This is a genomic window from Agarivorans sp. Alg241-V36 (genome assembly GCF_900537085.1).
In the GTDB taxonomy this organism is placed as follows: Bacteria; Pseudomonadota; Gammaproteobacteria; order Enterobacterales; family Celerinatantimonadaceae; genus Agarivorans.
Genome location: NZ_UNRE01000003.1, coordinates 326,673 through 349,222, shown reverse-complemented (window position 1 = coordinate 349,222; position 22,550 = coordinate 326,673). Strand labels below are relative to the sequence as shown.

22 protein-coding genes and 1 other annotated feature are annotated in these 22,550 nt (G+C 44.7%); of the genes, 9 read left to right on the top strand and 13 right to left on the bottom strand.

Annotated elements, in window-relative coordinates; all coding sequences use genetic code 11:
• Window positions 1–225 precede the first annotated feature (225 nt).
• The gene (locus tag G6R11_RS09000; protein WP_163132742.1) at window positions 226–1,074 is read left to right on the top strand and encodes an ATP-binding protein; all 849 of its coding nucleotides are present in this window, start codon (window positions 226–228) and stop codon (window positions 1,072–1,074) included.
• A gap of 61 nt (window positions 1,075–1,135) precedes the next feature.
• On the opposite strand, the gene G6R11_RS08995 is transcribed toward G6R11_RS09000, so the two are convergent.
• Window positions 1,136–1,519 (bottom strand): DUF4345 family protein, encoded by a 384-nt coding sequence (locus G6R11_RS08995; RefSeq protein WP_163132741.1) that lies wholly within the window; start codon window positions 1,517–1,519, stop codon window positions 1,136–1,138.
• Window positions 1,520–1,575: 56 nt separating this feature from the next.
• Window positions 1,576–2,520 carry an SDR family oxidoreductase gene (locus G6R11_RS08990; protein WP_163132740.1) on the bottom strand — a complete coding sequence of 315 codons (945 nt, stop codon included), beginning with the start codon at window positions 2,518–2,520 and terminating at the stop codon, window positions 1,576–1,578.
• Window positions 2,521–2,706: 186 nt separating this feature from the next.
• On the opposite strand from G6R11_RS08990, the gene G6R11_RS08985 reads away from it, so the two are divergent.
• The 4 genes from G6R11_RS08985 (at window position 2,707) to G6R11_RS08970 (ending at window position 7,710) form a co-directional block, all read left to right on the top strand.
• On the top strand, window positions 2,707–3,594 hold the full coding sequence (locus tag G6R11_RS08985) for an AraC family transcriptional regulator (protein ID WP_163132739.1): 888 nt from the start codon (window positions 2,707–2,709) through the stop codon (window positions 3,592–3,594).
• Window positions 3,595–3,910: 316 nt separating this feature from the next.
• Window positions 3,911–5,572, top strand: a complete 1,662-nt coding sequence (locus G6R11_RS08980) for a SulP family inorganic anion transporter (RefSeq protein WP_205472745.1) — start codon at window positions 3,911–3,913, stop codon at window positions 5,570–5,572.
• 260 nt (window positions 5,573–5,832) lie between these two features.
• Window positions 5,833–6,582: a hypothetical protein gene (locus tag G6R11_RS08975; protein WP_163132737.1), complete on the top strand. Its 750-nt coding sequence runs from the start codon at window positions 5,833–5,835 to the stop codon at window positions 6,580–6,582.
• A gap of 165 nt (window positions 6,583–6,747) precedes the next feature.
• Window positions 6,748–7,710 carry an AraC family transcriptional regulator gene (locus G6R11_RS08970; RefSeq protein ID WP_163132736.1) on the top strand — a complete coding sequence of 321 codons (963 nt, stop codon included), beginning with the start codon at window positions 6,748–6,750 and terminating at the stop codon, window positions 7,708–7,710.
• A 101-nt stretch (window positions 7,711–7,811) separates the two neighbouring features.
• On the opposite strand, the gene G6R11_RS08965 is transcribed toward G6R11_RS08970, so the two are convergent.
• The 3 genes from G6R11_RS08965 to G6R11_RS08955 form a co-directional block, all read right to left on the bottom strand.
• A complete protein-coding gene (locus tag G6R11_RS08965) occupies window positions 7,812–9,371 on the bottom strand; it encodes an amidohydrolase family protein (RefSeq protein ID WP_163132735.1) in 1,560 nt (519 codons plus the stop codon).
• A 47-nt stretch (window positions 9,372–9,418) separates the two neighbouring features.
• A complete protein-coding gene (locus G6R11_RS08960) occupies window positions 9,419–10,054 on the bottom strand; it encodes a DUF3299 domain-containing protein (protein ID WP_163132734.1) in 636 nt (211 codons plus the stop codon).
• 350 nt (window positions 10,055–10,404) lie between these two features.
• The gene (locus tag G6R11_RS08955; protein WP_163132733.1) at window positions 10,405–10,551 is read right to left on the bottom strand and encodes a hypothetical protein; all 147 of its coding nucleotides are present in this window, start codon (window positions 10,549–10,551) and stop codon (window positions 10,405–10,407) included.
• A gap of 138 nt (window positions 10,552–10,689) precedes the next feature.
• Between G6R11_RS08955 and G6R11_RS08950 the strand changes: the two genes are divergently transcribed.
• Window positions 10,690–12,039, top strand: a complete 1,350-nt coding sequence (locus G6R11_RS08950) for an amidohydrolase family protein (RefSeq protein ID WP_163132732.1) — start codon at window positions 10,690–10,692, stop codon at window positions 12,037–12,039.
• A 172-nt stretch (window positions 12,040–12,211) separates the two neighbouring features.
• Here the strand turns inward: G6R11_RS08950 and hisIE are convergent, their stop codons facing one another.
• From hisIE to hisG, 8 genes are read right to left on the bottom strand one after another with little or no spacing between them, the layout of a single operon-like run.
• Window positions 12,212–12,829: a bifunctional phosphoribosyl-AMP cyclohydrolase/phosphoribosyl-ATP diphosphatase HisIE gene (hisIE, locus tag G6R11_RS08945; protein ID WP_163132731.1), complete on the bottom strand. Its 618-nt coding sequence runs from the start codon at window positions 12,827–12,829 to the stop codon at window positions 12,212–12,214.
• Entirely contained in the window at window positions 12,826–13,599 is a 774-nt protein-coding gene (gene hisF, locus G6R11_RS08940) for an imidazole glycerol phosphate synthase subunit HisF (protein ID WP_016401105.1), read from the bottom strand. The genes hisIE and hisF overlap by 4 nt, the downstream gene beginning before the upstream one ends.
• The gene (gene hisA / locus G6R11_RS08935) at window positions 13,589–14,341 is read right to left on the bottom strand and encodes a 1-(5-phosphoribosyl)-5-[(5-phosphoribosylamino)methylideneamino]imidazole-4-carboxamide isomerase (protein WP_163132730.1); all 753 of its coding nucleotides are present in this window, start codon (window positions 14,339–14,341) and stop codon (window positions 13,589–13,591) included. Before hisA ends, hisF begins: the two co-directional genes overlap by 11 nt.
• A gap of 3 nt (window positions 14,342–14,344) precedes the next feature.
• The gene (gene hisH, locus G6R11_RS08930) at window positions 14,345–14,953 is read right to left on the bottom strand and encodes an imidazole glycerol phosphate synthase subunit HisH (RefSeq protein WP_163132729.1); all 609 of its coding nucleotides are present in this window, start codon (window positions 14,951–14,953) and stop codon (window positions 14,345–14,347) included.
• A gap of 28 nt (window positions 14,954–14,981) precedes the next feature.
• The gene (gene hisB / locus G6R11_RS08925) at window positions 14,982–16,058 is read right to left on the bottom strand and encodes a bifunctional histidinol-phosphatase/imidazoleglycerol-phosphate dehydratase HisB (RefSeq protein ID WP_163132728.1); all 1,077 of its coding nucleotides are present in this window, start codon (window positions 16,056–16,058) and stop codon (window positions 14,982–14,984) included.
• Window positions 16,059–17,117, bottom strand: a complete 1,059-nt coding sequence (gene hisC, locus G6R11_RS08920) for a histidinol-phosphate transaminase (RefSeq protein ID WP_163132727.1) — start codon at window positions 17,115–17,117, stop codon at window positions 16,059–16,061.
• A 1-nt stretch (window position 17,118) separates the two neighbouring features.
• Window positions 17,119–18,405, bottom strand: coding sequence for a histidinol dehydrogenase (hisD, locus tag G6R11_RS08915; RefSeq protein ID WP_163132726.1), 1,287 nt, complete (start codon window positions 18,403–18,405; stop codon window positions 17,119–17,121).
• Between the two features lie 5 nt (window positions 18,406–18,410).
• Complete coding sequence (hisG, locus tag G6R11_RS08910) at window positions 18,411–19,310, bottom strand: ATP phosphoribosyltransferase (protein WP_163132725.1); 900 nt, start codon at window positions 19,308–19,310, stop codon at window positions 18,411–18,413.
• A gap of 21 nt (window positions 19,311–19,331) precedes the next feature.
• Window positions 19,332–19,459 (bottom strand) — a sequence feature (His leader region).
• 191 nt (window positions 19,460–19,650) lie between these two features.
• Here hisG and G6R11_RS08905 point away from each other — a divergent pair.
• From G6R11_RS08905 to tsaB, 3 genes are all read left to right on the top strand, one after another.
• Window positions 19,651–19,866: a hypothetical protein gene (locus tag G6R11_RS08905; RefSeq protein ID WP_163132724.1), complete on the top strand. Its 216-nt coding sequence runs from the start codon at window positions 19,651–19,653 to the stop codon at window positions 19,864–19,866.
• Between the two features lie 67 nt (window positions 19,867–19,933).
• Window positions 19,934–21,850: an ATP-dependent DNA helicase gene (locus G6R11_RS08900; RefSeq protein WP_163132723.1), complete on the top strand. Its 1,917-nt coding sequence runs from the start codon at window positions 19,934–19,936 to the stop codon at window positions 21,848–21,850.
• Window positions 21,847–22,536 carry a tRNA (adenosine(37)-N6)-threonylcarbamoyltransferase complex dimerization subunit type 1 TsaB gene (gene tsaB / locus G6R11_RS08895; RefSeq protein ID WP_163132722.1) on the top strand — a complete coding sequence of 230 codons (690 nt, stop codon included), beginning with the start codon at window positions 21,847–21,849 and terminating at the stop codon, window positions 22,534–22,536. Before G6R11_RS08900 ends, tsaB begins: the two co-directional genes overlap by 4 nt.
• The last annotated feature ends 14 nt before the right edge of the window (window positions 22,537–22,550 follow it).

The following is a 22,550-nucleotide window of genomic DNA, read 5'->3' as shown; positions in this document are numbered from 1 at the left end:
GCGGGTAATAGTGGTATCGGAGAATATTTTCACCCTTGGATGGCCTTTCTACAAACCCTAGTTTTTTAGCTTAGAGCTGTCGCACTTAGCACAAAGCTTACATTGGCTTGTTCGCTTCACTTCATATCTGCTTGGTTTAAAAGAAATATCAGCCACTTAGTTTACTTTTTACTGGCTTTGATATTGCAGCTTAATTCTCAATAAACAGATAAATGTGGGGAAGCTATGTTACGCGAGATAATAGAAATAGACGAAGCCTTATGCGACGGATGTGGTCAATGTGTGCCAGCTTGCCATGAAGGTGCCTTGCAAATCATCGACCAAAAAGCTCGCCTAATTAGTGACTTAATGTGTGATGGTTTAGGAGCTTGTTTAGGGCATTGTCCCACCGGAGCAATGACAGTGGTAAAGCGTGAAGCTAGCGCTTATGACGAGCGTAAAGTGATGGAAAATATCATATTAGGTGGGCCTAATGTGATTAAAGCGCATCTAGAGCATATGCTTGAGCACCAAGAGTTTGAGTATTACCAAATCGCCTTACAAGTGCTGGCGGAGCAAAATATTGCGGTGCCCTCGCATAAACAAGTATCGGAACAAGTTAGCCCCACTTCATGCCCCGGCAAAAAAGAGCAGGTTCTTGTTCAAGACAAAGGCGAGCGCAACCACCTCTCAAGTGATGGCACCGCACCCATTAGTGCTTTAAGTCATTGGCCAATTCAATTACATCTAATTAATAGCGCCAATCCAGTGTTTGTTGGGGCTGATTTGTTACTCGCCGCAGATTGTAGCGCATTTGCCGCAGCAGACTTTCACAGCAGCTATTTGACAGGCAAAAAACTACTTATTGCTTGCCCAAAACTGGATGAAAACCAAGACGCTTATGTGGAAAAACTCAATATGCTGATTCGCTATGGCCAACTTAAAAGCCTGACAGTTTTACGAATGGAAGTCCCTTGCTGCGGTGGGCTATCTAAGTGGGTGAAAAATGCCTTAGCGAAACTAAAACAACCCATAGAAAGTGTTGAAATTACCATCAATAAGGTGGGAGAGGTGGTCACGACTAAAGCGCTATAATTTCCCCTGAGTTATAAACTTAATAAGCCAGACACCGGTAGCATTACCGTTCTGGCTTTGCTTAGGCGCGAACGCTTAGGTACCACCACACTAAAGGCACTAACAATATCAATTCTATACCTACGTTTAGCCACTGTTTGGCCACAGAGCCATCTAGCATTATTCCTATAAGTCTTGCCACAAGTAGGCCAAACATTAGTGATGCGCTGGCGGCAGCCAGGCTTGTCACCCAAGGTTGCAATTGATGATGAAACATCAGCAAACAACCAAAGCCAATTAGCAAGCCCCACCATATTCTCCGTTCAATCGCTTCAAAGGTATTGTCAGGAATAGCCTTGTTACTGACTAATTCGGGATTGGCTACCAGTACAATGCCAGCAATGATCAATGCGATACCAATGCCTCTTAACAGTAAGCTAGTTTCTATCATTATTGCTGCTCTCATTAAGGCCACTTATTACTTACAGATATTAGTTCAAATTTGATCGACTTTAGGCAAGCCTATAGCTGCCAACTAAACGAGGTGTTTTCTTCAGATAACTGCCAAAGTTGCTGCGCCATTTGTTGATCAAGTGCTACCTCATCTAATAAACATTCACTCACAGGGCCAACGGTATCGGCGCGCTTGGTTGGGCCATAGAGTTTGTTCATCTCTAGTCCTTGTTTGGTGGCACACATCACCTCAGGCCAAGCGCCTTTTTCGGCAGATTGCGCGATTACCCTAGACAGCAGTGCCCAGAGTATTTTGTTAAAGGTGCTAGCCGTGTCTTTTAATAAGTTAGTTCGTGAAGCGCCAGGGTGACAAACATGAACTTGTACCAGTTTACCTGTGGCTTTGATGCGTCGCTGTAGCTCGTAAGCAAACATCATCTGCGCCAGTTTACTTTGGGCATAAGAGTTCCATGCCGTGTAGTTAGCATCAAAATTAAGGTCGTCAAATTGAATCTTTTTTAAGCCCATTTTGTAAGCGTTACTACCCACCACCACAATGCGCCCTTGAGATGCTTCAATTCGCTCAAACAGTAAGCCACAAAGGAGAAAGTGGCCAAAATGGTTAACGCCTAATTGGCTTTCAAAGCCGTCTTTAGTGAACTGTTGTTTGGCTACTTGAGCTATAGCACCGTTACAAATAAGCGCTTCAATGCTGTTGGTGCTCTCTAACACTTGTTTAGCTGCGTGTCTCACCGAGTCCAACTCAGCCAGATCCATCTGAACATAGCTAACATCCACATCGTTCCCCAGTTGCGCTTTTAGTGCCTTTATGGCGGCTACCGATTTAGCTGGGTTTCGATTTAACATCACTACTTTTGCGCCTTTAGTGAGTAGGATGCGACAAGCTTCAAAGCCCGCACCGCTATTTGCGCCAGTAATCACGTAAGTTTTTCCAACAAGAGAGCCAATCTGTTCTGGAGTCCAAGCTGTAGCTGTAAATTGTTTCGTTGTCATTCTGTAAACCTGTTAATTTTGCCTGTGAGTAGTAGGGGTGAAATAACATTGCACTCCCTTTTTTGTCGTAGTATCTTTGCTTGAAAATAACTTTAACTCTCACGCTGTGTGTTTAATAGGCTGATTCAGCTCTAAAATATGCCTATTTGTATCAAATCTGGTTGTTTGTGAATTTGAATGAGTGATATGTTCAGACAAGAAATAAAGCAGCTGATAGACAGTCGCATCAGTGATGAAGGAATGGTTGAAACCGGGGTAAAAGGCGTTCGCTTGTTTAAAGTAACCACGGCAATCCCTTGTGCGCCAGCGGTTTATGAGCCAACTGTTGTGGTTATTGTAAGTGGTAAGAAAGAGGCGATAGTAGAGGGTAATCGCTATGTTTACGATAACAGCCAATACCTGTGTTGCACTATGTCTATGCCGGTGGAAGCAGGCACACCAGAAGCCTCGCCAGAGGAGCCTTTACTCGGTGTGTACATCTCTCTTGATACCAAAGTAATGACCGAGCTCGCGATAGAGATGGAAAGCGCAGCTGCAGTGATAAAACACCCCAAAAATAACGCTCAAAGTCTATCGCTGGCTAGCTGGGATAACACTTTCTCTGATGCCTTATTAAGACTGCTGCAACTAGGCGATAGCTCAAGAGATACTGCCATTTTGGGTAATAGTCGTTTACGTGAATTCTACTATGCAGTGTTAAAAGGAGAAGCGGGTATCTCGGCGCGGCGAGCCTTTGGTGTTGGCAACGAAATTGCCCGCTCTATAGAGTATTTGTCTGCTCGCTTAAGCGAAAATGTCACCATAGACCAGCTAGCTTCTCAAGTGAGCATGAGCAGAGCGGTGTTTCATCGTAAGTTTAAACAAGCGACGATGATGTCGCCGATCCAGTTTATGAAGTCAATGCGATTGAACCAAGCTGCCATGAACATTGCCTCGGGTAAAAATGTAAGTGAAGCGGCAATGGCAGTGGGCTATGTTAGTTCATCTCAATTTAGTCGCGAGTTTAAGCGCATGTATGGCCAATCACCTAAACAGTGGAGCCAATCAAAAGACCTGTTAGAGAGCATCGCTTAAGCATAGTAATAACAATGTTCTGCAGCGAACTAAGTGCTCAATAGAACTAGCGGTAGTTTATTAGTCTGCAAGTCTTTCTTCATAACGCAGGTGAATTGTTCAGGCTCTTGATATGTGGTTTTTGCCCCTTTAGGCAGTGAAGCTAGCAACTGCAAAAGCCCAGCTCTTTGGCATTGTTCAAGCTAGCGTGTGTAAGCCCTAAGAAAAATAGTTAATAACCGCACTATATTCAGTGTTTTAATTCCAAAAGAATTCAATACAATTGGGGCGTCCAAGCAAAAGGAGTAGCGGTTTGGTTAAGGGTAAGTTTGAATCTATGAACATTAAGGGCGATCTGTTTGGTGGTGTTACCACCGCGATTGTCTCATTACCAATGGCCTTGGCATTTGGTGTTGCGTCGGGAGCAGGGCCGCAAGCAGGTCTTTGGGGCGCTATCTTAGTGGGCTTGTTTGCCGCCTTATTTGGTGGCTCGCGCACCTTGATCTCGGAGCCAACCGGGCCGATGACAGTAGTCATGGCGGCGGTGCTTACCACCATGATAGCCAAACACCCAGAAAATGGACCTGCCATGGCATTTACTGTAGTGATGATGGCAGGACTATTCCAAATCGCTCTTGGCGCACTTAAGCTAGGCAAGTACATTACCTTGATGCCTTACAGCGTTATCTCCGGCTTTATGTCTGGCGTGGGGGTAATTCTGGTTATTCTTCAATTAGCACCCTTTCTAGGTCAATCCACTCCCGCTGGTGGAGCCTTGGGAACCATACAGGCGATTCCCGACCTCATTCGCAATATGCACTTTGGCGAGTTCCTACTGGGGTTAATGACCTTAGGTGCACTTTTGTTCATGCCTAATAAATACAAAAAAATCATTCCGCCGCAGCTAGTTGCGCTGGTGGCAGTGACTTTAGTATCCATGCTGCTATTTAGTGATGAGGGCATTCGCCGTATTGGAGAGATCCCAAGCGGTTTGCCATCGATTATTTGGCCAACCTTTTCATGGGGTCTGCTCAGCGAGATGCTAGTTGATGCCTTAGTGCTAGGGACTCTAGGCTGCATCGATACGCTACTAACCGCTGTAATTGCCGACAGCCTTACACGTAAAGAGCACGATTCTAACCGCGAGTTAATGGGGCAGGGCATTGCCAATACCGTTTCAGGTTTGTTTGGCGGCCTGCCTGGTGCGGGCGCTACTATGGGAACTGTAGTTAACATTCAGGTTGGAGGGCGTTCCCCACTCTCTGGCATAGTACGAGCCTTAATCTTGCTGTTAGTGGTGCTGTGGTTAGCGCCACTTACTCAGCCTATCCCACTAGCCGTGTTGGCTGGTATTGCCATGTATGTGGGTCTAAATATTCTTGATTGGAGCTTTATCAAACGCGCCCACCGGGTATCTTTAGTTCCAACCTGCATCATGTATGGCGTGCTGTTTCTTACGGTATTTGTCGATTTGATCTACGCGGTAGGCATTGGGGTATTTCTCGCTAACGTTATTACTATCGAAAAACTGAGTCGGGTGCAGGAGAAAAACGTTAAGGCAATATCCGATGCCGACGACGGTGTGCCGCTAGATGACTCAGAACGTCTATTGTTAGATCAAGCCAAGGGCCAATTGTTGTTTTTCTACCTCTCTGGGCCAATGATTTTTGGTGTATCAAAAGCCATTGCCAGACAACACGCAGCAGTAGAACAATATAAGGTAATGGTGTTAGATCTTAGTGCAGTTCCAATGATCGACGTTACCGTTGCATTAGCATTAGAAAACGCCATGCGAGATGCATTAGATGCTGGCTGTGAAGTATTCCTCTACAGCCCTAACGAGCAAACCATGGAGCAGTTGGAAAAAATCCAAATCCGCGACTGGATAGATGAAGAGCATATTGTTGATAGCCGCACCGACGCCTTAGAAAAAGGGCTAGCAGTAGTGCAGCGTATTGACGCTGAGGCAGAAGTTGAGCAGCAAGGCTCGGCGATTTAACGACTACTCTGAGTTATCCAATAAAAAAAGCCGCGCTGGAGCTATCCCTCCAGCGCGGTTTTTGGTTTGTTACTTTTTTAACTTACCGAATTCCATCTCAGGCATTACCAGCTTTTGTTTTAAGCTGAAACAGTTCGATGAAACATTGAGCGTTAAAGGCTCTGCATCAAACTAGCCGTGAAATCAACGCTGGCGGAATATGACCTAACAATATAGAGCTCAAAGTTTATAGTTCTCCCAACCTAAATTGGAGAACATCAATGAACCCTATAGCCAAATCAATTTTAGCAACTTCTTTATTTTGTACTGGTATCAGTGTTACTCAAGCGAGTAGCGAAGAAGCCATAGACCCATCTAACCTAACTCAAGTTAGCACATCCGCTTACCTAGGCTTAAGTAATAAAGGTGATGTTAAAATGTCAGCGTCTCTAGGTCTGAGCTTAAAGAACGGACAGATGGCCATGGGAACTTTAGAAGGAAGCATGGATAATGAGGGCAACTACAATGACAGTCGCCTGCAATATTTTCATGTGTTTAGTACAGAAAATATGTCTGTTCCTAGAGTCGCGGCTTCCTTAGATATTATTGATAATGCAAATTTCACTACGGCTGCTATTGGTGGTGTAGCTATGTTTAATCCTAATATAGAAAGTCTGACTATTTTCGGCAGAGTGGGTCTGTTAGCAGGTTCGTATGATGACAGTTTTGCTTCAATGATGGGTGAAAGCAATACGGATGTACTGGGAGGAATGGCGGCGGCCTACTTTTCTTGGAAACCAGGAAAAGATGGCACCTACTTAATGTTATCTCCAGAATATACCTATATGGATGGTGATATAGAAACGTCCATTCTAAAAACTTCTGTCACTTTAGGAACGCCACTTTCGAATGACAGTAAACGCTGGGGGCAGTTTAAAATTGAGAACAGCAGTGGCACTATGAAAGCTAGTAGACAAACAATTGATATCTCCGATACTACTGCCTGGGTATTTTATAAAGTGTTCTTTTAGCACTCGGCTACACTTCTCATAGCAAGGACGCTCTGTAGACCCTTGGGTCTAGTTACCTTAAACCACCTCCTGCAGATAGTTCCATTCCAGATCTAAACACCTTCACAAATTCAACACATTAGCGCTATATTAATAAGCTAAGATCTTCATTTTATTGACGAGTGAATGCTTAAGCCCGTAAATATTAGCAGTTCCAACAATCTTACGCCGTTTCTTAACTACTTCGACCAAAAAGGGATTGAGTGGCAAAAAGTAGCTGCGCAATATGATTTTCCTGAAGACATTAAGCTTGGCAATTATTGGCTTCCATCTTCGCAGGTTATGGGCTTTCTTCACGCTATGGTTCAACATAGCAAAAGAAACATTGGCTATGAAGTAGGAAGGCTAATCACACTAGATCAAATATCTCCGCAATTATTAGCGGGTTTCAGTTGTTGTAAAACCTTAGACCAAGCTAGCCATCGCTTAATAGAAATGATGCCTAGCTTAAACAACTACGTTGTTGTGTGGCCTCAAAACATAGGCGGTAGGTGGTTTTTATGTCATCGCGGTTCTTACCATCCTTCTCTACCAGGTTACGACCAAGCCGAGTGGTTCAGAACCTTCGCGTTAATTTCGCTATGTAGGCGTTTCTTAGGTAGTCAGTGGGAGCCTGAATCTGTATTTATGAGCTTCCCCGAGCATTTGGCTAGAAGTGTATTACATACCACTCAATCTAAGAATTTTAGTTTTGATCATGAATTTGGTGCAGTAGAAGTTCCATTGTCGGCGACTTTTACTCCAATTGAAAACAAGCTTAGAAAAAGTGATTGGTTAGTAACCATCACAGCCTTAATTGAAACTTATGCAGGATTACCATGGTTTAATCTTGATTGGTTAGCAGCATTGGTGGGAAGCTCATCTCGTTCATTACAAAGGCAGTTTGCGGCTAAAGGTCAATCATTCCGTTACTTAAGAGATCAAGCAAGAAGCCTTCTTGCTTGTGAGATGCTAAAAGCAAATTTAACACCATTTGAAACCGCTTGGCGTTGCGGTTATAGCGATCTATCTAACTTTAACCGTGCTTTTAAGGGGTGGCATAACCAAACTCCGGCTCAGTATCAGCGTAGTCACAAGGGTGGGGAATAACTGTATGCTCGAAGGGCTCAAAATTTGCCATATTAAATAGCAAAAGGCTAGTGGATAAATATCTACTAACCTTTTTACTTTAGGCTGTTTAATACATAGAGCTATTTGCTAAGCACTTCTCTGCGAATAGCTTTACCTGGGGCAGCATCAGTAAGCAATTGCCCATTCTTCACCACAAATTCACCGTTTACTAACACGCTATCTATACCAGTAGAAATGGCCGCAGGCACTTGGTAGGTAGCTTGGTTATCTACAGTGTTAAGGTCAAATATAACAATATCTGCATCCATTCCGACTTGAATACGGCCCTTTTTCTCCATTTGTGGAACAAACCCATCAAGAACAGTAGCAGGCATGTAACTCATTTTTCTTATGGCTTCTTCAACACTTAATAAGCCACGCTCTCTTACATAAGAGCCCAAGATTTTTGTGAAAGTACCGCTGGAGCGAGGATGTGCAAAGGCTTCACTTGGTATCGGCCAGTCATCCCCTTCGTAGTAACTAATTTTACCGTCTTCGATTAACATCCAAGGCATGGAATCTGATTCAATTAGTACATTTGGGTGGATAATTGACTTGTCTAGTGCTGACAATTCACTAGGTATCGCTTCATCAAGAAAGTGCCAATTAATTATTGACCCAGGTTGCTCTTTTTGAGCTTCAAGCAATTGATCATTGTTAAGGCGCTCGGTGCCCATCTGAATACTTTCTTCTTGATAGCCTAAGCGTTCCTTCCATTCTGGGCCACTAAACATAGCTGCGCCCACTACAGTGCTAGCTGCGCCCCAGGGATAAGCACCAGCGGTTACATGAAACCCATTTGCAGTTGCTTCATCAAACAGTTCTAAGGTCGCGTCAATATCTCTAAGGGATGTGCTGTTAATGTGATTGATATGCATTTTGGCACCAGTTAAAGCAGAGTTTGCAATAAGCTCTTGAATGGCTTCAAAGCTGCTGCCGGGTTCTAACATGCTGGCATAGCGAACGTGAGTATATGTTGCTACCTCGTGTTGAGCAGCTAACTTCGACAACGCATAGTACTCTTTTTGACCGTAGCCTGGTGCGTAACCAGCATTAATACCTATGCCAATAGCGCCTTCATTTAAGCCTTGCTCAACATAAGCCATTATCTTTTCCAACTGTTCTGGGCTAGCCACTTCTTTTTTCCAGTTGTTTAACCCTTGCATACTTTGGAAATACTGAAGGTTCGCTTCTGGCTCACTGTCGGTAAAGGTAGCAATACGAGCAAACGTCCAAGCAGCTGACGCTCCATAGTTAATTGGTAAGCTTTTCTGAGCTTGTGTTTCATACCAGTCACCAATAGGTAAAATACCAGATTCTAATTCTAATGCAGTAGTTACGCCCTGCTGAGCTTGCATGCGATAGCCTGCAATGTTCTGGCCGTGGTGGTGTAAGTCGATAAAGCCAGGAGAAACGATGTGGTCGCTAGCATCAATCACTGTCTTTCCGCTCAGCGAATCACTTGAGATAGCAGCAATAGTTCCCTTGTTAATACCAATATTGCGTGTATCACTAAGGCCTGTTTCTGGGTCAACTACATGCCCACCTTTTATTACTAGGTCGTAGTCAGCGGCATATAGGTTGTTGGTAGCTAACAATATGGCGATGGGTAAGGTTATTATTCGTATAGATGACTTCATGATTTAGTCCTAAAAAAGTTTTATTAGTTAATGCGTTTGTTAGCGGCTTACATGTAGTTCACGTGTAAAGCCGTCATGCTGTAGCCAGTGCTTACATCGTCTGTACCGTCTACATAGCTAATCGGTAGTCTTTGCTCAAAAGTACTAATATCTCCGGTTACAGTGATAACCTGATACAGATCTTTAAGCGCAAAGCCTTGCTCTATTTCTACAATTATTGTTTGGTTTGCCGGTGGAGGAGGTGTATGGATGCATGCCCCAGCAAATGGCACCAATAAGAACTTGGTTGTTCGCACACCGTCGAACTCTAAAGGCACTACATAACCAGGGATTGTGACGTTTTTAAGGTTTAAGTTAGCCCTTACACTTGCCAAACGTTGCTGTTCTATTTCCAGTGCTTTTTCTCTTAAGCTAAGTAATTCTTCAGCAGTAAAACCAGATTGTTGAACCGTTATTTGGCTTTGTTGATATTCGTTTAACTCATCAGTTGTTAAGTCTCTGCTCTGTTGGCTATTTTTAAGTTTTAGCACTCGGTATAAATGAGTCACCTGCTCTTGGGTTAACGCTGGCAGTTCGACGGTTTGAGTGGCCGCTGGTATCAGGTCCTTCCATTCAATAAGTTCCGCCGACGAAGCATTTAGGCTCGCCAAAAACAACAACATGCCACTTAGTTTTGCAAACATACACAGAGCTCCTATTGAAGTGTTTAACAAGCGAACTAACTAACGCTAGTTGCTAGGTACTAACTGAGCAAACAGACAAATTTAGTTCGCCTTGGTTTATGTCGCCATATTACCCAATCTCCCATGCATGTTTAGGTCATAATCCGCCAACTTGTAATCACTGTCTTACGTAAAGCTTGCGACTGTCGTATTTAGATTCCAACGTTGAAAAGAGTTAATTTCGCTCGCTGTTGATTACGCGCTAACTACTCTTGAAAGAGAGAAGTGGTTGTTTTAATACTAAATATTTAACTTAAAAAAGCCCTTTGTTGCATAGGCTTTGATATTGGAACTAGAGTTTAATGGAATCATTAGCGGCTATCTTGGGTATGTTTGGCTAAGTAGGTTGAGCTGGAGCCAACCCATTGCGAAAACTCAAATAGCAGCTTTCCGTAAAAAGCCAGTTTATTGATGTTTTCTTCAATTAAGTAAACCGATATAGCCAAAATAATAGGCATCTTTTTTTACAACGGTTCTCAATTTTATGGCTATATTTATAGCTTGTGTAGTTTGATTTGAATACTGGTTGTGTTGGCTTGATACCTATATCGTAAAAAAAACGGTATTCATGAATATGGCTAATAGGGGCAAATATCATGATTAAAAAGAAGTTACTTATGCTAGGTAATATAATGGTTATGAGTTTAGCCGTTGTTATTGTATTTTGGTCGCCCAGTGGAGTCGCGTCGGAAAACTCTATACTTATTACCAACGTCAAAATCTTTAACGGAAAATCTGGTGATTTGATCGAGAATCATGGTGTATTAATTGAAAATAATCAGATAGTTAAATTGGTTCCTGATAGCGAAGAAGCCGACTATAAGGTAGTGATTGACGGTAAGAATGGTTATTTAACGCCTGGTCTAATTGATGTTCATTCACATGCTGTAATGGGTGCTGACCAAGGTGATTTTTTTAATGGTGATCCTAACTACATTCAGCTATTTGCCGCTAAGGAAATGGATGAGATGTTGATGCGCGGTGTTACAACTATAAGAGATGCTGGAGGGAACGCATTTGCGTTAAAAAAAGCTATCGACAACGGGGTGGTTAAGGGGCCAAGAATCTATCCTTCTGGGGCAGTAATTTCTCAATACTCTGGGCACGCTGACTTTAGACCATCAAATCCTAGTCGGCTTCCCAAAGAGTGGGGCGGACCTCTAGCGCCAGGGGAAGCAGAAGGACATGTTCTTATTGCTAATGGCAAAGATCAAGTTATTGCAGCGGTTAGGCAGCAATTATTCCTTGGTGCTACTCAAATAAAGTTAGCCGTTGGAGGCGGTGTATCATCGTTTACTGATCCGCTATATGTAAATGAGTATTCAGATGAAGAAATTAAAGCAGCTGTAGAGGCTGCGGCTGATTACGGTACCTACATACAAGTACATGTATTTAATGACATAGGCACGCAACGAGCAATTGAAGCTGGAGCCAAGACCATAGAACATGGGCACCTTCTTAGCGAAGAAACGCTCAAACTAATGGCAAAGAAAGATGTTTTTTTAAGTACTCAAGTTCAAGTTCTAGCTCAGTTAAAGCCTCTATATACCGATCCAATTAGAAAATGGAAACTCGAGCAAGCTTTAAAAGGAATGGACAACATGTTTAAGATGGCTAAAAAGCATAATGTCAAAGTTGCCTTTGGAACTGATTTGTTATTTTCTTATGAAGGCCGGAAGAAACAACTACATGATTTAACGTTAAGAAAAGAATGGTATGACTCAAGTGAAATCATGATTCAAGCAACAGGAAACGGTGGTGAAGTTGTAGGGCTTACAGGATTACGCAACCCCTACGGAAAGCTTGGCGTTATTGAGGAAGGAGCTATGGCTGATTTGTTGATCTACAAAGTAAATCCTCTTGAGGATGTAAGTATTGTCGAAGACTATGAGAATAATCTTCAGTTAATTATCAAAGATGGTCAGATTTATAAAAATACACTTTAGTGCAGTCGTTTAGTTGCCTGAGAGCCTTAGGTACTGTCTAAGTTCCAAAGATGCCTTTGTTTTCATCCGTAACTCGGAATTGTCCAAAAATGAGTTAGTCGCTATTTATAGATGTTGTAAAAAAAACCAGCATTACGCTGGTTTTTTGTTTTTAACAAGAAGGTGTTAAGCCTTACTTATGCCTTGCCTGCAAACAAGCCACTACTTCGTCAAAACCTACTTCTTGTTTTTCTAGCAGTACTAGTAAGTGATAGAGCAAGTCAGAGCTTTCGTTTACCAGCTCTTCGCGGTCGTTAGCCATGGCTGCTAAGGCAACTTCTACGCCTTCTTCACCGACTTTTTGGCAAATGCGCTTGGTGCCGCGGACGAATAGGCTAGCGGTGTAGCTTTCTTCTGGGTCGGCTAGCTTACGTTCGGCCAATACGGCTTGTAGTTGGGCGATAAAGGTAAGTTTAGGCTCTTGGTGGCCGTCAAAGCAGCTTGGGTTGCCTAGGTGGCAAGTTGGGCCAATAGGGTCAACAGCTACTAATAAAGTATCTTGGTCGCAATCTAGGGTAATGCCTTTAAGCTTTAGCACGTTGCCCGAGGTTTCACCTTTGGTCCATAGTCGCTGCTTGGTGCGGCTAAAGAAGGTTACTTGCTGGGTGTCTAGGGTTTTAGCTAGCGCGTCACTGTTCATGTAACCTAGCATTAATACTTGGCCGCTGTGGTCGTTTTGTACCACGGCAGGGATTAAGCCTTCGACTTTGTCCCAGTTAATCTTTTGATTTAGTTCTTCAAACTGGCTCATAGTCGAATTGCCACCTCTTGTTGTTTGAGATATTGTTTTAGTTCACCAATATCAATAATGCTTTTATGGAAAACGCTGGCAGCCAATGCGCCGTCTACATCGGAGATCTTGAAAGCGTCTTTAAAGTGCTGCATTTCGCCAGCACCGCCAGAGGCGATTAAAGGCACATTACAAATCTCACGCACTCGGCTTAGTTGCTCTAAATCGTAACCTTGGCGCACGCCATCTTGGTTCATTACGTTTAGTACTATTTCGCCTGCGCCACGTGCTTGCACTTCTTTAACCCAGTCAAAGGTATTCCAAGTGGTAGTTACTGTGCGCTTTTCGTCGCCGGTAAACTGCTTAACTTGGTATTGGCTGGTTTCGTCGCAGTAGTAAGAATCAATACCTACCACTATGCACTGCACGCCAAATTTGTCGGCCAGCTTAGTGATCAAACTTGGGTCGGCCAGAGCAGGGGAGTTGATTGAGATTTTGTCGGCGCCGTTTTGTAAGGTGCGGTTGGCGTCTTCAATGGTTTTAATGCCACCGGCTACACAAAAGGGAATGTCGATTACTTCGGCTACGCGACTTACCCAGCTTTTGTCTACTACGCGCTCGTCTGAGCTAGCGGTAATATCGTAGAACACCAGCTCGTCTGCGCCTTCTTCAGCGTAACGTTTAGCTAGCGGTACAATGTCGCCAATAATTTCGTGGTTACGAAACTTAACGCCTTTTACCACCATGCCGTCTTTTACGTCTAGGCAGGGAATAATTCGTTTAGCTAGCATTGTTGCCTCCTTGCTGCCAGCAGGCTATGGCTTGCTCTACGTTGAACTTACCTTCTAACAATGCGCGGCCAACAATTACGCCAGCTACGCCTGTATCTGTTAGTGCTGCAATATCGTCTAGGTCGCCAATGCCGCCAGAACTTTGCCATTGAATATCTGGGTACTGAGCGCATAACTCGCGGTACAAACTTACGTTTGAGCCTTCAAGCGTGCCGTCTTTAGAAATGTCGGTACACAGTACGTGCTTAAGACCTACAGGGGCGTAAATAGCTACTAGCTCTTCAATGGTTACGCCGCTGTCTTCTTGCCAGCCAGATACTGCTACTACCTTGTTGCCTTGAGCGTCGATGTTAATGTCTAGCGCTAGCACAATGTGTTCTGCGCCGTATTTTTCCATCCACTTAGCTACAATTTCTGGCTGTTTAACGGCAGTAGAGCCTATTACTACGCGCTCTGCACCTGCATCTAGTAAGTCTTTTACGTCTTGCTCGCTACGCACACCGCCACCGATTTGAATTTTAGCAGGAGTGTTTTTAAGTAGCTGGGCAATCACATCTAATTGGCGAGCGCTGGTATCTTTAGCGCCGTCTAAATCAACCAAGTGTAACCAATCAGCACCTTGGCTGTGGTACTCAGAAAACTGTGCTTGTGGGTCGTCACCGTAAATGGTTTTTTGTGCGTAATCACCTTGGAACAAACGCACAATCTTTCCGTCGATTAAATCTAAAGCAGGAATGATCATGTGTTACATCTCCAAGAAGTTTTTGATTAATTGCGCACCGGCTTGGCCGCTACGTTCAGGGTGAAATTGCACCCCGTAAAAGTTGTCTTTGTTTACGGCAGCAGTAAAGGCCTTGCCATAATCACATTCGGCAATGGTGGCGGCGTTTACTGGCAGGGCGTAGCTGTGCACAAAGTAAAAGTAGCTGCCTGCTTCAATGCCCTTGAACAGAGGGTGATCGGCTTTAGGTTGAATTTGATTCCAACCCATGTGCGGCAGGCGTTGGCCAGCACTTGGCTTCATTAAGCTTACGGTACCTGGCACTAGGCCTAAACACGGTACTGGCTCTTCAGCTTCTTTAGCGCCGCCTTCAATGGAGAACTCGGCCAACATTTGCATACCTAAGCAAATACCTAACAGTGGCTTTTTAACTTGTTTTACTAAGTCGATAAGCTCGCGGTCGGCGAGGTTTTTCATGGCTTCGCTTGCCGTACCTACACCCGGCAAAAACAGTTTGTCGGCCGCTAAAATCACTTGTGGATCGCGGCTCACTGTTACTGGAAAGCCCAAACGTTCTACGGCAAATTTCACCGAAGATAAGTTGGCACATCCTGTATCAATAATTACGTTCATGTTTGCTCTTATCCTTTAAAGCAGGCGCTTATAGCGTGCCTTTGCTGCTAGGCATGGCATCGCCTGATTTTACGATAGCTTGACCTAGGGCACGGCCAAATACTTTAAACAGGGCTTCCACCATGTGGTGAGTATTTTTACCGGTGGTTTCTAAATGCAGAGTACAAGCCATGGCATCGCTTAACGAGCGGAAGAAATGCACAACCATCTCGGTGGCGAAATCGCCAATGTTGTCGCGAGTAAAGTCAGCTTTAAACTCTAGGTGAGCGCGGCCGCTTAAATCTAGGGCACATTGAGCTAAGCATTCGTCCATAGGCAATACAAAACCAAATCGGCCAATGCCACGTTTGTCGCCTAAGGCTTCTTTAAGTGCTTGGCCAAGTGCGATGGCGGTGTCTTCTACACTGTGGTGGTCGTCGATATGGTAATCGCCCACTACTTTACAGTTAAGTTGAAAGCCGCCGTGGGTAGCAATTTGGTCCAGCATGTGGTCAAAAAAGCCTAGGCCGGTATCAATTTGGCTGCCGCCTGCGTTGTCTAAATCAACCGCGATGCTAATTTGGGTTTCTTTGGTATTGCGCTCTACCTTGGCTTTGCGACCAAGCTGAGTTAGCTGTTTTTCAATCGCTACCCAATTAAGGCCATCGCGCTGATATTGCAGGCCTTCAAGCCCCATGTTTTCAGCTAGCTGCATATCGGTATGGCGGTCGCCAATCACGTAAGAGTTAGCAAAATCGATTACGCCGCTTTTTAGGTAGCCTTTCACTAGACCCAGTTTAGGTTTACGACAGCTGCAGTTGTCTTCATCAAAGTGTGGGCACACTAGCACGTCGTCAAACTTGATACCTTGTGACTCAAAGATATCCATCATGTAGTTTTGCGCTAAGTGAAAATCCGCTTCTGGAAAGCTGTCGGTGCCTAGACCGTCTTGGTTAGTCACCATTACTAAGCGGTAGCCATTAGCTTGTAGCTTAAGCAATACTGGGATTACTTGTGGCTCTAGTTTCACTTTCTCTACGCTATCTACCTGTTTGTCGGTGATAGGTTCGTCGATCATGGTGCCGTCACGGTCGATAAATAAGATCTTTTGTTTTACTTGGCTCACTTAAGTTCGCTCCAATCCTTGAATTGCTGATACAGTGGCGGCCACTTCTTGCTGGTTACCAATACTAATGCGAATGCAGTTTTCTAAACGCGGCTTGTTGGCGAAATCACGCAGTACAATGCCTTGCTCACCCAGCGTTTTAAATATGCGGGCAGAGTCGTCGAAGCGCACTAGGATGTAATTACCTGTAGCGGGAAATATTTCTTTAACGATGTTGAGTTGACGTAAATCTTCAACCGTCTGGCCGCGAATCGCATTTAGGCGAGCAACACGCTCGCGCATAATGCCTAGGCCTTCTGTGGTTAAGGCTTTAGTTGCGATTTCTGCTACTGGGCGAGCAATAGGGTAAGGGGCAATCACTTTGCTCATTACTTCTATTACTTCGGTGCCGGCTACAGTAAAGCCACAACGAAGGCCGGCTAAAGCAAAGGCTTTAGATAGAGTGCGTGTGATCACTAAGTTGTCGTAGTCGCCGAGCAGTTTAACCACGCTAAGTTCTTCGCAAAACTCAATGTAGGCTTCATCTACTACCACTAATGCTTTGTCTTTTTGGGCGCTTAATAACTCACACAGCTTGGCTACGTCTAGCATGTTGCCAGTGGGGTTGTTTGGTGCACACAAAAAGATAATTTTACTGTCTATTTTTGCAAGCGCTGCGTAGTCGGGGTCAAAGTTTGCGTCTAGCGCTACGGTTTTGATTTCTACGCCAATGGTTTCGGCGCTTACTGCATACATGCCGTAGGTGGGGGCGCAGATTACGATGCTATCTTCATTTGGTTCACAAAAGGCGCGAATCAGCACTTCAATGGCCTCATCGGCGCCGCGGCTAGCCAATACTTGGCTTGGCTCAACACCTGCGTAGGCAGCATAGCCATTGATTAAGGCTTCTGGCTGAAACTCTGGGTAGCGGTTTAGTTCGTCACCTTCATAGCTGAAGTCGCTAACATCTGGGCTCTCGTTGGCGTTTAGCCATACTTCGCCGCTGCCACCAATGCGACGGGCGCTTTGGTAAGGCACTAGCGCCTGAATTTTTTTGCGAGCTAATTGAGTCACTGACATATTATTGTTCCTCGCCTAAGCGCAGCGTTACCGCTCTGCGGTGAGCGTCTAAGCCTTCTGCATTAGCAATTGGCACTACTGCGCTGCTTAGGTCTTTTAGCCCTTGTTGGCTTAATTCCTGAACCGTGAAACGCTTCATAAAGTCTAAAGTGCCAAGACTTGAGTAAGTGCGAGTATAGCCATACGTTGGCAGCGTGTGATTGGTGCCGCTGGCATAATCACCTACCGATTCTGGCGTCCACTTACCTAAGAACACACTACCGGCATTCTCAATGTTTGGCAGCAGTTCACGCGCTTGCTCGGTTTGTACTATCAAGTGCTCTGGACCATACAGGTTACTTACTTGAACCGCTTGGGCTAAGTCGTTCACTACAATGGCGGTACTGTGCGATAACGCTTGGTCGGCAATATTATTGCGACTAAGCAAGGCTAACTGGCGAGCCAGTTCAGTGTTTACCGCTGCAGCTTGTTGCTCTGAGGTAGTGAGTAAAATAACCTGCGAATCTGGGCCGTGTTCGGCTTGCGATAATAAGTCGGCGGCAACAAAGGCTGGATTGGCTTTATCATCGGCTATTACTAACACTTCTGATGGGCCAGCGGGCATGTCGATAGCAGCACCGGCGTGATCGCCACTCACTTGTTGCTTAGCTTGCGTTACAAAGGCATTACCAGGGCCAAATATTTTATCTGACTTAGCGACGCTCTCGGTACCATAGGCCATTGCGGCAATTGCTTGCGCGCCGCCGGCCGCATATACTTCGTCTACACCACATAGCTTAGCGGTATAGAGGATTTCTGGTGCAATCGGTGGTGGGGAGCTTAATACTACTTTCTTACAACCTGCAATGCGGGCTGGAATAGCCAACATTAATACTGTTGAAGGTAGCGGTGCAGTTCCACCTGGTACATATAAGCCAACATTGCTAATGGCGGCGTAGTGCATTTCGCAGCGCACGCCAGGTTGAGTTTCTAGGCTAATTGGCTGTGGTTTTTGCGCTTGGTGAAACACTTCAATATTGGCTTTAGCTTGCGCTACTGCCTGTTTAAATTCTTCACTTAAACCTTCTTCCGCGTTATCAATCTCTTGCTGAGATACACGCACAGCAGCAAGTTCAGTTTTATCAAACTTGGCGGCAAGCGCAATTAGCGCTTGGTCACCTTGTTCACGAACTTGCTTTACTACATCAGCAACAATTCCAGCAATGTCGGTCGAGCTATTAACCGCAGGGCGGGACAGCACCTGTTGTTGTTGCTCTTCATTTAGTTGCTTCCAAATTACCGTTTGCATGTTTGTTATCTCAACATCTTCTCGATTGGCATTACTAGGATAGAGCTAGCACCTAAGGTTTTTAGTTTTTCCATGGTTTCCCAGAATAGGTTTTCGGTACTTACAACATGCAGGGCTACTTTATCTTCGTCACCGGCAAGTGCTAGTACAGTTGGGTGCTCACTGCCTGGCAGTAAGTCAACGATCTGGTCAAGATGTGTTTTTGGTGCGTGCAGCATGATGTATTTGCTTTCTTTCGCTTCCATGGTGCCTTGCATACGCATTAGCAAGCGGTCTAACAGCTCTTGGTGCTCGTCACTTAACTTGTTTTTAGATTTAATTAACACGGCTTGAGAGCGGTAGATAACTTCTACTTCTTTAAGGCCGTTGGCTTCAAGAGTTGCACCAGTAGACACTAAATCACAAATTGCGTCGGCTAGGCCAGCGCGAGTGGCTACTTCAACAGAACCAGCAAGCATACACGTTGAGAATGGTACACCTTGTTCATCGAGGTAGCGCTTTAAAATACCTGGGTAGCTAGTGGCAATGCGCTTGTTAGCCAAACATTGCGGGCCGGTGTAATCAAATTCTTCGGCTACGGCTAGCGAGAAGCGGCAATCGCCAAAATCTAAACGTTTTAGAATATCGCAGTCGGTTGGCTCATTTTGCGCGGTGCGCAACATGGTTTCTTCTTCTAATACGTTTTCGCCAACGATACCGAAATCAACCACACCGTCCATTACTAGGCCTGGAATATCGTCATCGCGCACACGTAGTAGATCTACTGGCATGTTTTCTGAATGGGCGATTAGGCGTTGTTGGCGGAGGTTGATTTTCATTCCGCAGCTTTTTAATAGTGCCTGTGAATCATCGCTTAGACGTCCTGATTTTTGGATGGCGATGCGTAGTCGTTTTTGCTCTGTCATGTTTATGTCCCTAATTATAAAACTAAAAAACCCCCGGGAGGATTACCTTCCGGGGGTTTGCAATATTGTTATATTCTACCACCGGAAGCATCTTACAAGCTTCCAGCAGATAACCGCCTGAAGCTTATTCTGGATGATGGTAGTGATGATGCTTCAGCTGGTTAAAAATCATGTAACGTTCCTGTCAACGTGTGTTTTGCCTTGATGGCAATAATGGGCATAAAGTTACCAAGCTAGCGCTAAATTGCAACCTTTTTTAATGGCTTTTTTTGAATAGATTAAAGTTGTTTAAAATTTGACCGATAATATAGTAGGGAAACCCGAGAAAGGAGGCCTAGTTGTGAGCCAAGATGCGATTCTACCAATTTTGCCAAGGGCACCAGCAAAGCCTGACGGTAAGGCACCGCCAATTAAAACTACTAAAGTGGTTAAAAAGGGCAAAGCCGCTGCACAAAATGATATTCAAGTGCGACCTAAATCAGGCCAAGAACAGCAGCAAGCGCAGAAAAAAAAGCCAGATCCCGACGACCCACATAACATTGACTTGTTTGTTTAGTTTTAAGTTTGGTCTCGTTTGATTCGGCTGGTATAGTTGCGGCGACTTTTGCTTGCCGGAATTTAGATTGAAACAGCAATATTTCGCCAAAGATGGATTACTTTCCAAGGCCATTGATGGCTTCTCTCCTCGTCCTCAACAAGGTGAAATGGCCAATGCAGTAGCACAGGCTATAGACGATCGCGGCAGCTTGCTGGTAGAAGCGGGTACCGGCACCGGTAAAACCTTCGCTTATTTAGTGCCAGCCATGGACAGCGGCAAAAAAATCGTCATTAGCACTGGTAGTAAAGCACTGCAAGATCAGCTGTTTACTAAAGACCTACCGCGCATGCAAAAAGCCCTTAAATACAATCAATCGATTGCCTTATTAAAAGGGCGCGCTAATTATTTATGCATAGAAAGGCTAAACAGCTTTTCGCACTACAGCAGTGGCCAAGATAGAGCCACCTTAGCTGAATTGGTCAAAATCAAAAGCTGGGCACAAGGTGAAGAAAGCGGAGATATTAGCGATTTAGGCCCTGTGGCTGAGCGCGCTGACGTATTTCCACTGATTACCAGTACCAACGACAATTGCCTTGGCCGAGATTGCCCTTCGTATAAAGAGTGTTATTTGGTTAAAGCGCGAAACCGCGCCATGGAAGCTGACCTAGTGGTGGTTAACCATCACTTATTTTTTGCCGACATGGTGGTTAAAGAAACTGGTTTTGGTGAATTAATCCCAGAAGCTGATGCCTTTATTTTTGATGAAGCCCATCAGCTGCCAGACATCGCCGCTAGTTACTTTGGTCAGCACTTCTCAAGTAGGCAAATTTTAGATTTATGTAACGACATTGAGCTGAGCTATAAAACCGATCTTCGCGATATGGCGCAATTACAAAAAGCCTCGCAAAAACTAGAGCGGCGTATTCGCCAATGCCGACTAGCCTTTGAAGGCTTGCGAGACCGTGGTGAATGGCGACCGCTAGCTAAGCAAAAACGCTTTGGCGAGATGATGCAAGACTTGCGAGAAGACATGGACTTTGTTTATCAAGTGCTCAAGTTGGCACTTTCTCGTAGCGAGTTAGCCGATTCTTGTTTTGAACGTTTAGCCAAAATGCGTGGTTTGTTCGACAAAGTCATGGACGTTGATACCACCGGCTTTAGCTATTGGTACGAAACTACTCGTCAGCACTTTACCTTAAACATTACGCCGCTAAATATTGCAGAGCGTTTTAATAGTGAAGTTGAAGATCGCAATGCTGCGTGGGTATTTACCTCAGCAACGCTGGCTGTTGATGGCAATTTTCAGCATTTTCAAACCCAAATGGGTTTAAAAGATGCAAGCAGCATGCTGCTCGACAGTCCATTTGATTATCAAAAACAAGCCTTACTCTGTGTGCCGCGTTATTTGCCAGAAACCAAGCAGCATAATGCCGAGCAGTTAATGCTTGACCAACTTGCCCCGGTAATAGAAGCCAACGGCGGCCGCTGCTTCTTTTTATGTACCAGTCATCGAATGATTCAAAAGGTGGCAGCAGAGCTTCGCCAGCGCACCGAGTTATTGGTATTGGTGCAAGGAGAGGCAGGTAAACAAGAATTGCTCAACGAGTTTGTTGAAGACGGCAACGCAGTGTTAGTTGCAACCAGTACTTTCTGGGAAGGCGTAGACGTGCCCGGTAAGGCATTGTCTTGTGTGATTATCGATAAACTGCCGTTTGCGGCCCCCGATGACCCATTATTAAAAGCTAAGAGCGAAGACTGCCGTTTGCGTGGCGGAGATCCTTTTCGTCAGGTATATTTGCCGCAAGCGGTTATAAGCTTAAAGCAAGGGGTGGGGCGCTTGATTAGAACCCAGGCTGACCACGGTGTAGTGATTATTTGTGATAACCGCCTGGTTAATCGCGAATATGGTTCTTTATTTATTAGTAGCTTACCGGCTATGCCCCGCACTAGAGAACTATCGAAAGTTCTGGAATTTGTTAAAAAAGACGCTGAGGAAACATGACAGCCAAATTATTAGCTTTAGATACTTCAACCGAAAACTGCTCTGTTGCTTTGCAATGGAACGGCGAAGTTATCAGCAAGCAAGAATACAGCCCGCGCGACCATACTCAAAAGATCTTACCTTTTGTTGAAGAAGTACTAGCAGAAGCAGGTGTGAGCTTAACTCAAGTGGATGCCATAGCTTTTGGTCGTGGGCCAGGAAGCTTTACCGGTGTACGTATTGGTGTAGCCACTGCGCAAGGCTTAGCCTTTGGCGCAGATAAACCCATGGTGGCCGTATCGACTCTTCAAGCGATGGCGCAACAAGCTTATGCTAGCCATAATGCTGAACATTGTTTAGCTGCCATTGATGCGCGCATGGGTGAGGTTTACTGGGGCGAATACCTGCTAGTAGAAGGCTTGATGCGCTTGGTTGAGCAAGAGTTAGTTATTAAACCTGATCTGTTGGACGGAAAACACAGTACCAGTGTGGCAGTCGGCACCGGTTGGCAAACTTACAAAGAACTATTAAGTGGTCAATTTTCTGGCGTACGCGTGTTAGATTCGGTGTTATACCCAACGGCACGAGATATGCTTAGTTATGCTCAATATGCCTTTGAACGTGGCGACATAGTTGCTGCTGAAAATGCAGAACCTGTGTATCTTAGAGATAAAGTAACCTGGAAAAAGCTTCCAGGTAGAGAATAGTTAAAGGATAAATA

Bases quoted from the DNA above. Each gene is read 5' to 3' on its own strand.
- G6R11_RS08955 (WP_163132733.1), bottom strand. From the start codon at position 10,551: ATGCCTATTATTTTGGCTATATCGGTTTACTTAATTGAAGAAAACATC.
- tsaB (WP_163132722.1), top strand. From the start codon at position 21,847: ATGACAGCCAAATTATTAGCTTTAGATACTTCAACCGAAAACTGCTCT.
- G6R11_RS08985 (WP_163132739.1), top strand. From the start codon at position 2,707: ATGTTCAGACAAGAAATAAAGCAGCTGATAGACAGTCGCATCAGTGAT.
- hisF (WP_016401105.1), bottom strand. From the start codon at position 13,599: ATGCTAGCTAAACGAATTATTCCCTGCCTAGACGTAAAAGACGGCATG.
- G6R11_RS08965 (WP_163132735.1), bottom strand. From the start codon at position 9,371: ATGAAGTCATCTATACGAATAATAACCTTACCCATCGCCATATTGTTA.
- G6R11_RS08950 (WP_163132732.1), top strand. From the start codon at position 10,690: ATGATTAAAAAGAAGTTACTTATGCTAGGTAATATAATGGTTATGAGT.
- G6R11_RS08995 (WP_163132741.1), bottom strand. From the start codon at position 1,519: ATGAGAGCAGCAATAATGATAGAAACTAGCTTACTGTTAAGAGGCATT.
- hisH (WP_163132729.1), bottom strand. From the start codon at position 14,953: ATGAACGTAATTATTGATACAGGATGTGCCAACTTATCTTCGGTGAAA.
- hisC (WP_163132727.1), bottom strand. From the start codon at position 17,117: ATGTCAGTGACTCAATTAGCTCGCAAAAAAATTCAGGCGCTAGTGCCT.
- G6R11_RS08980 (WP_205472745.1), top strand. From the start codon at position 3,911: ATGAACATTAAGGGCGATCTGTTTGGTGGTGTTACCACCGCGATTGTC.
- G6R11_RS09000 (WP_163132742.1), top strand. From the start codon at position 226: ATGTTACGCGAGATAATAGAAATAGACGAAGCCTTATGCGACGGATGT.
- hisG (WP_163132725.1), bottom strand. From the start codon at position 19,310: ATGACAGAGCAAAAACGACTACGCATCGCCATCCAAAAATCAGGACGT.
- hisA (WP_163132730.1), bottom strand. From the start codon at position 14,341: ATGATCATTCCTGCTTTAGATTTAATCGACGGAAAGATTGTGCGTTTG.
- hisIE (WP_163132731.1), bottom strand. From the start codon at position 12,829: ATGAGCCAGTTTGAAGAACTAAATCAAAAGATTAACTGGGACAAAGTC.
- G6R11_RS08960 (WP_163132734.1), bottom strand. From the start codon at position 10,054: ATGTTTGCAAAACTAAGTGGCATGTTGTTGTTTTTGGCGAGCCTAAAT.
- hisD (WP_163132726.1), bottom strand. From the start codon at position 18,405: ATGCAAACGGTAATTTGGAAGCAACTAAATGAAGAGCAACAACAACAG.
- G6R11_RS08975 (WP_163132737.1), top strand. From the start codon at position 5,833: ATGAACCCTATAGCCAAATCAATTTTAGCAACTTCTTTATTTTGTACT.
- G6R11_RS08970 (WP_163132736.1), top strand. From the start codon at position 6,748: ATGCTTAAGCCCGTAAATATTAGCAGTTCCAACAATCTTACGCCGTTT.
- G6R11_RS08990 (WP_163132740.1), bottom strand. From the start codon at position 2,520: ATGACAACGAAACAATTTACAGCTACAGCTTGGACTCCAGAACAGATT.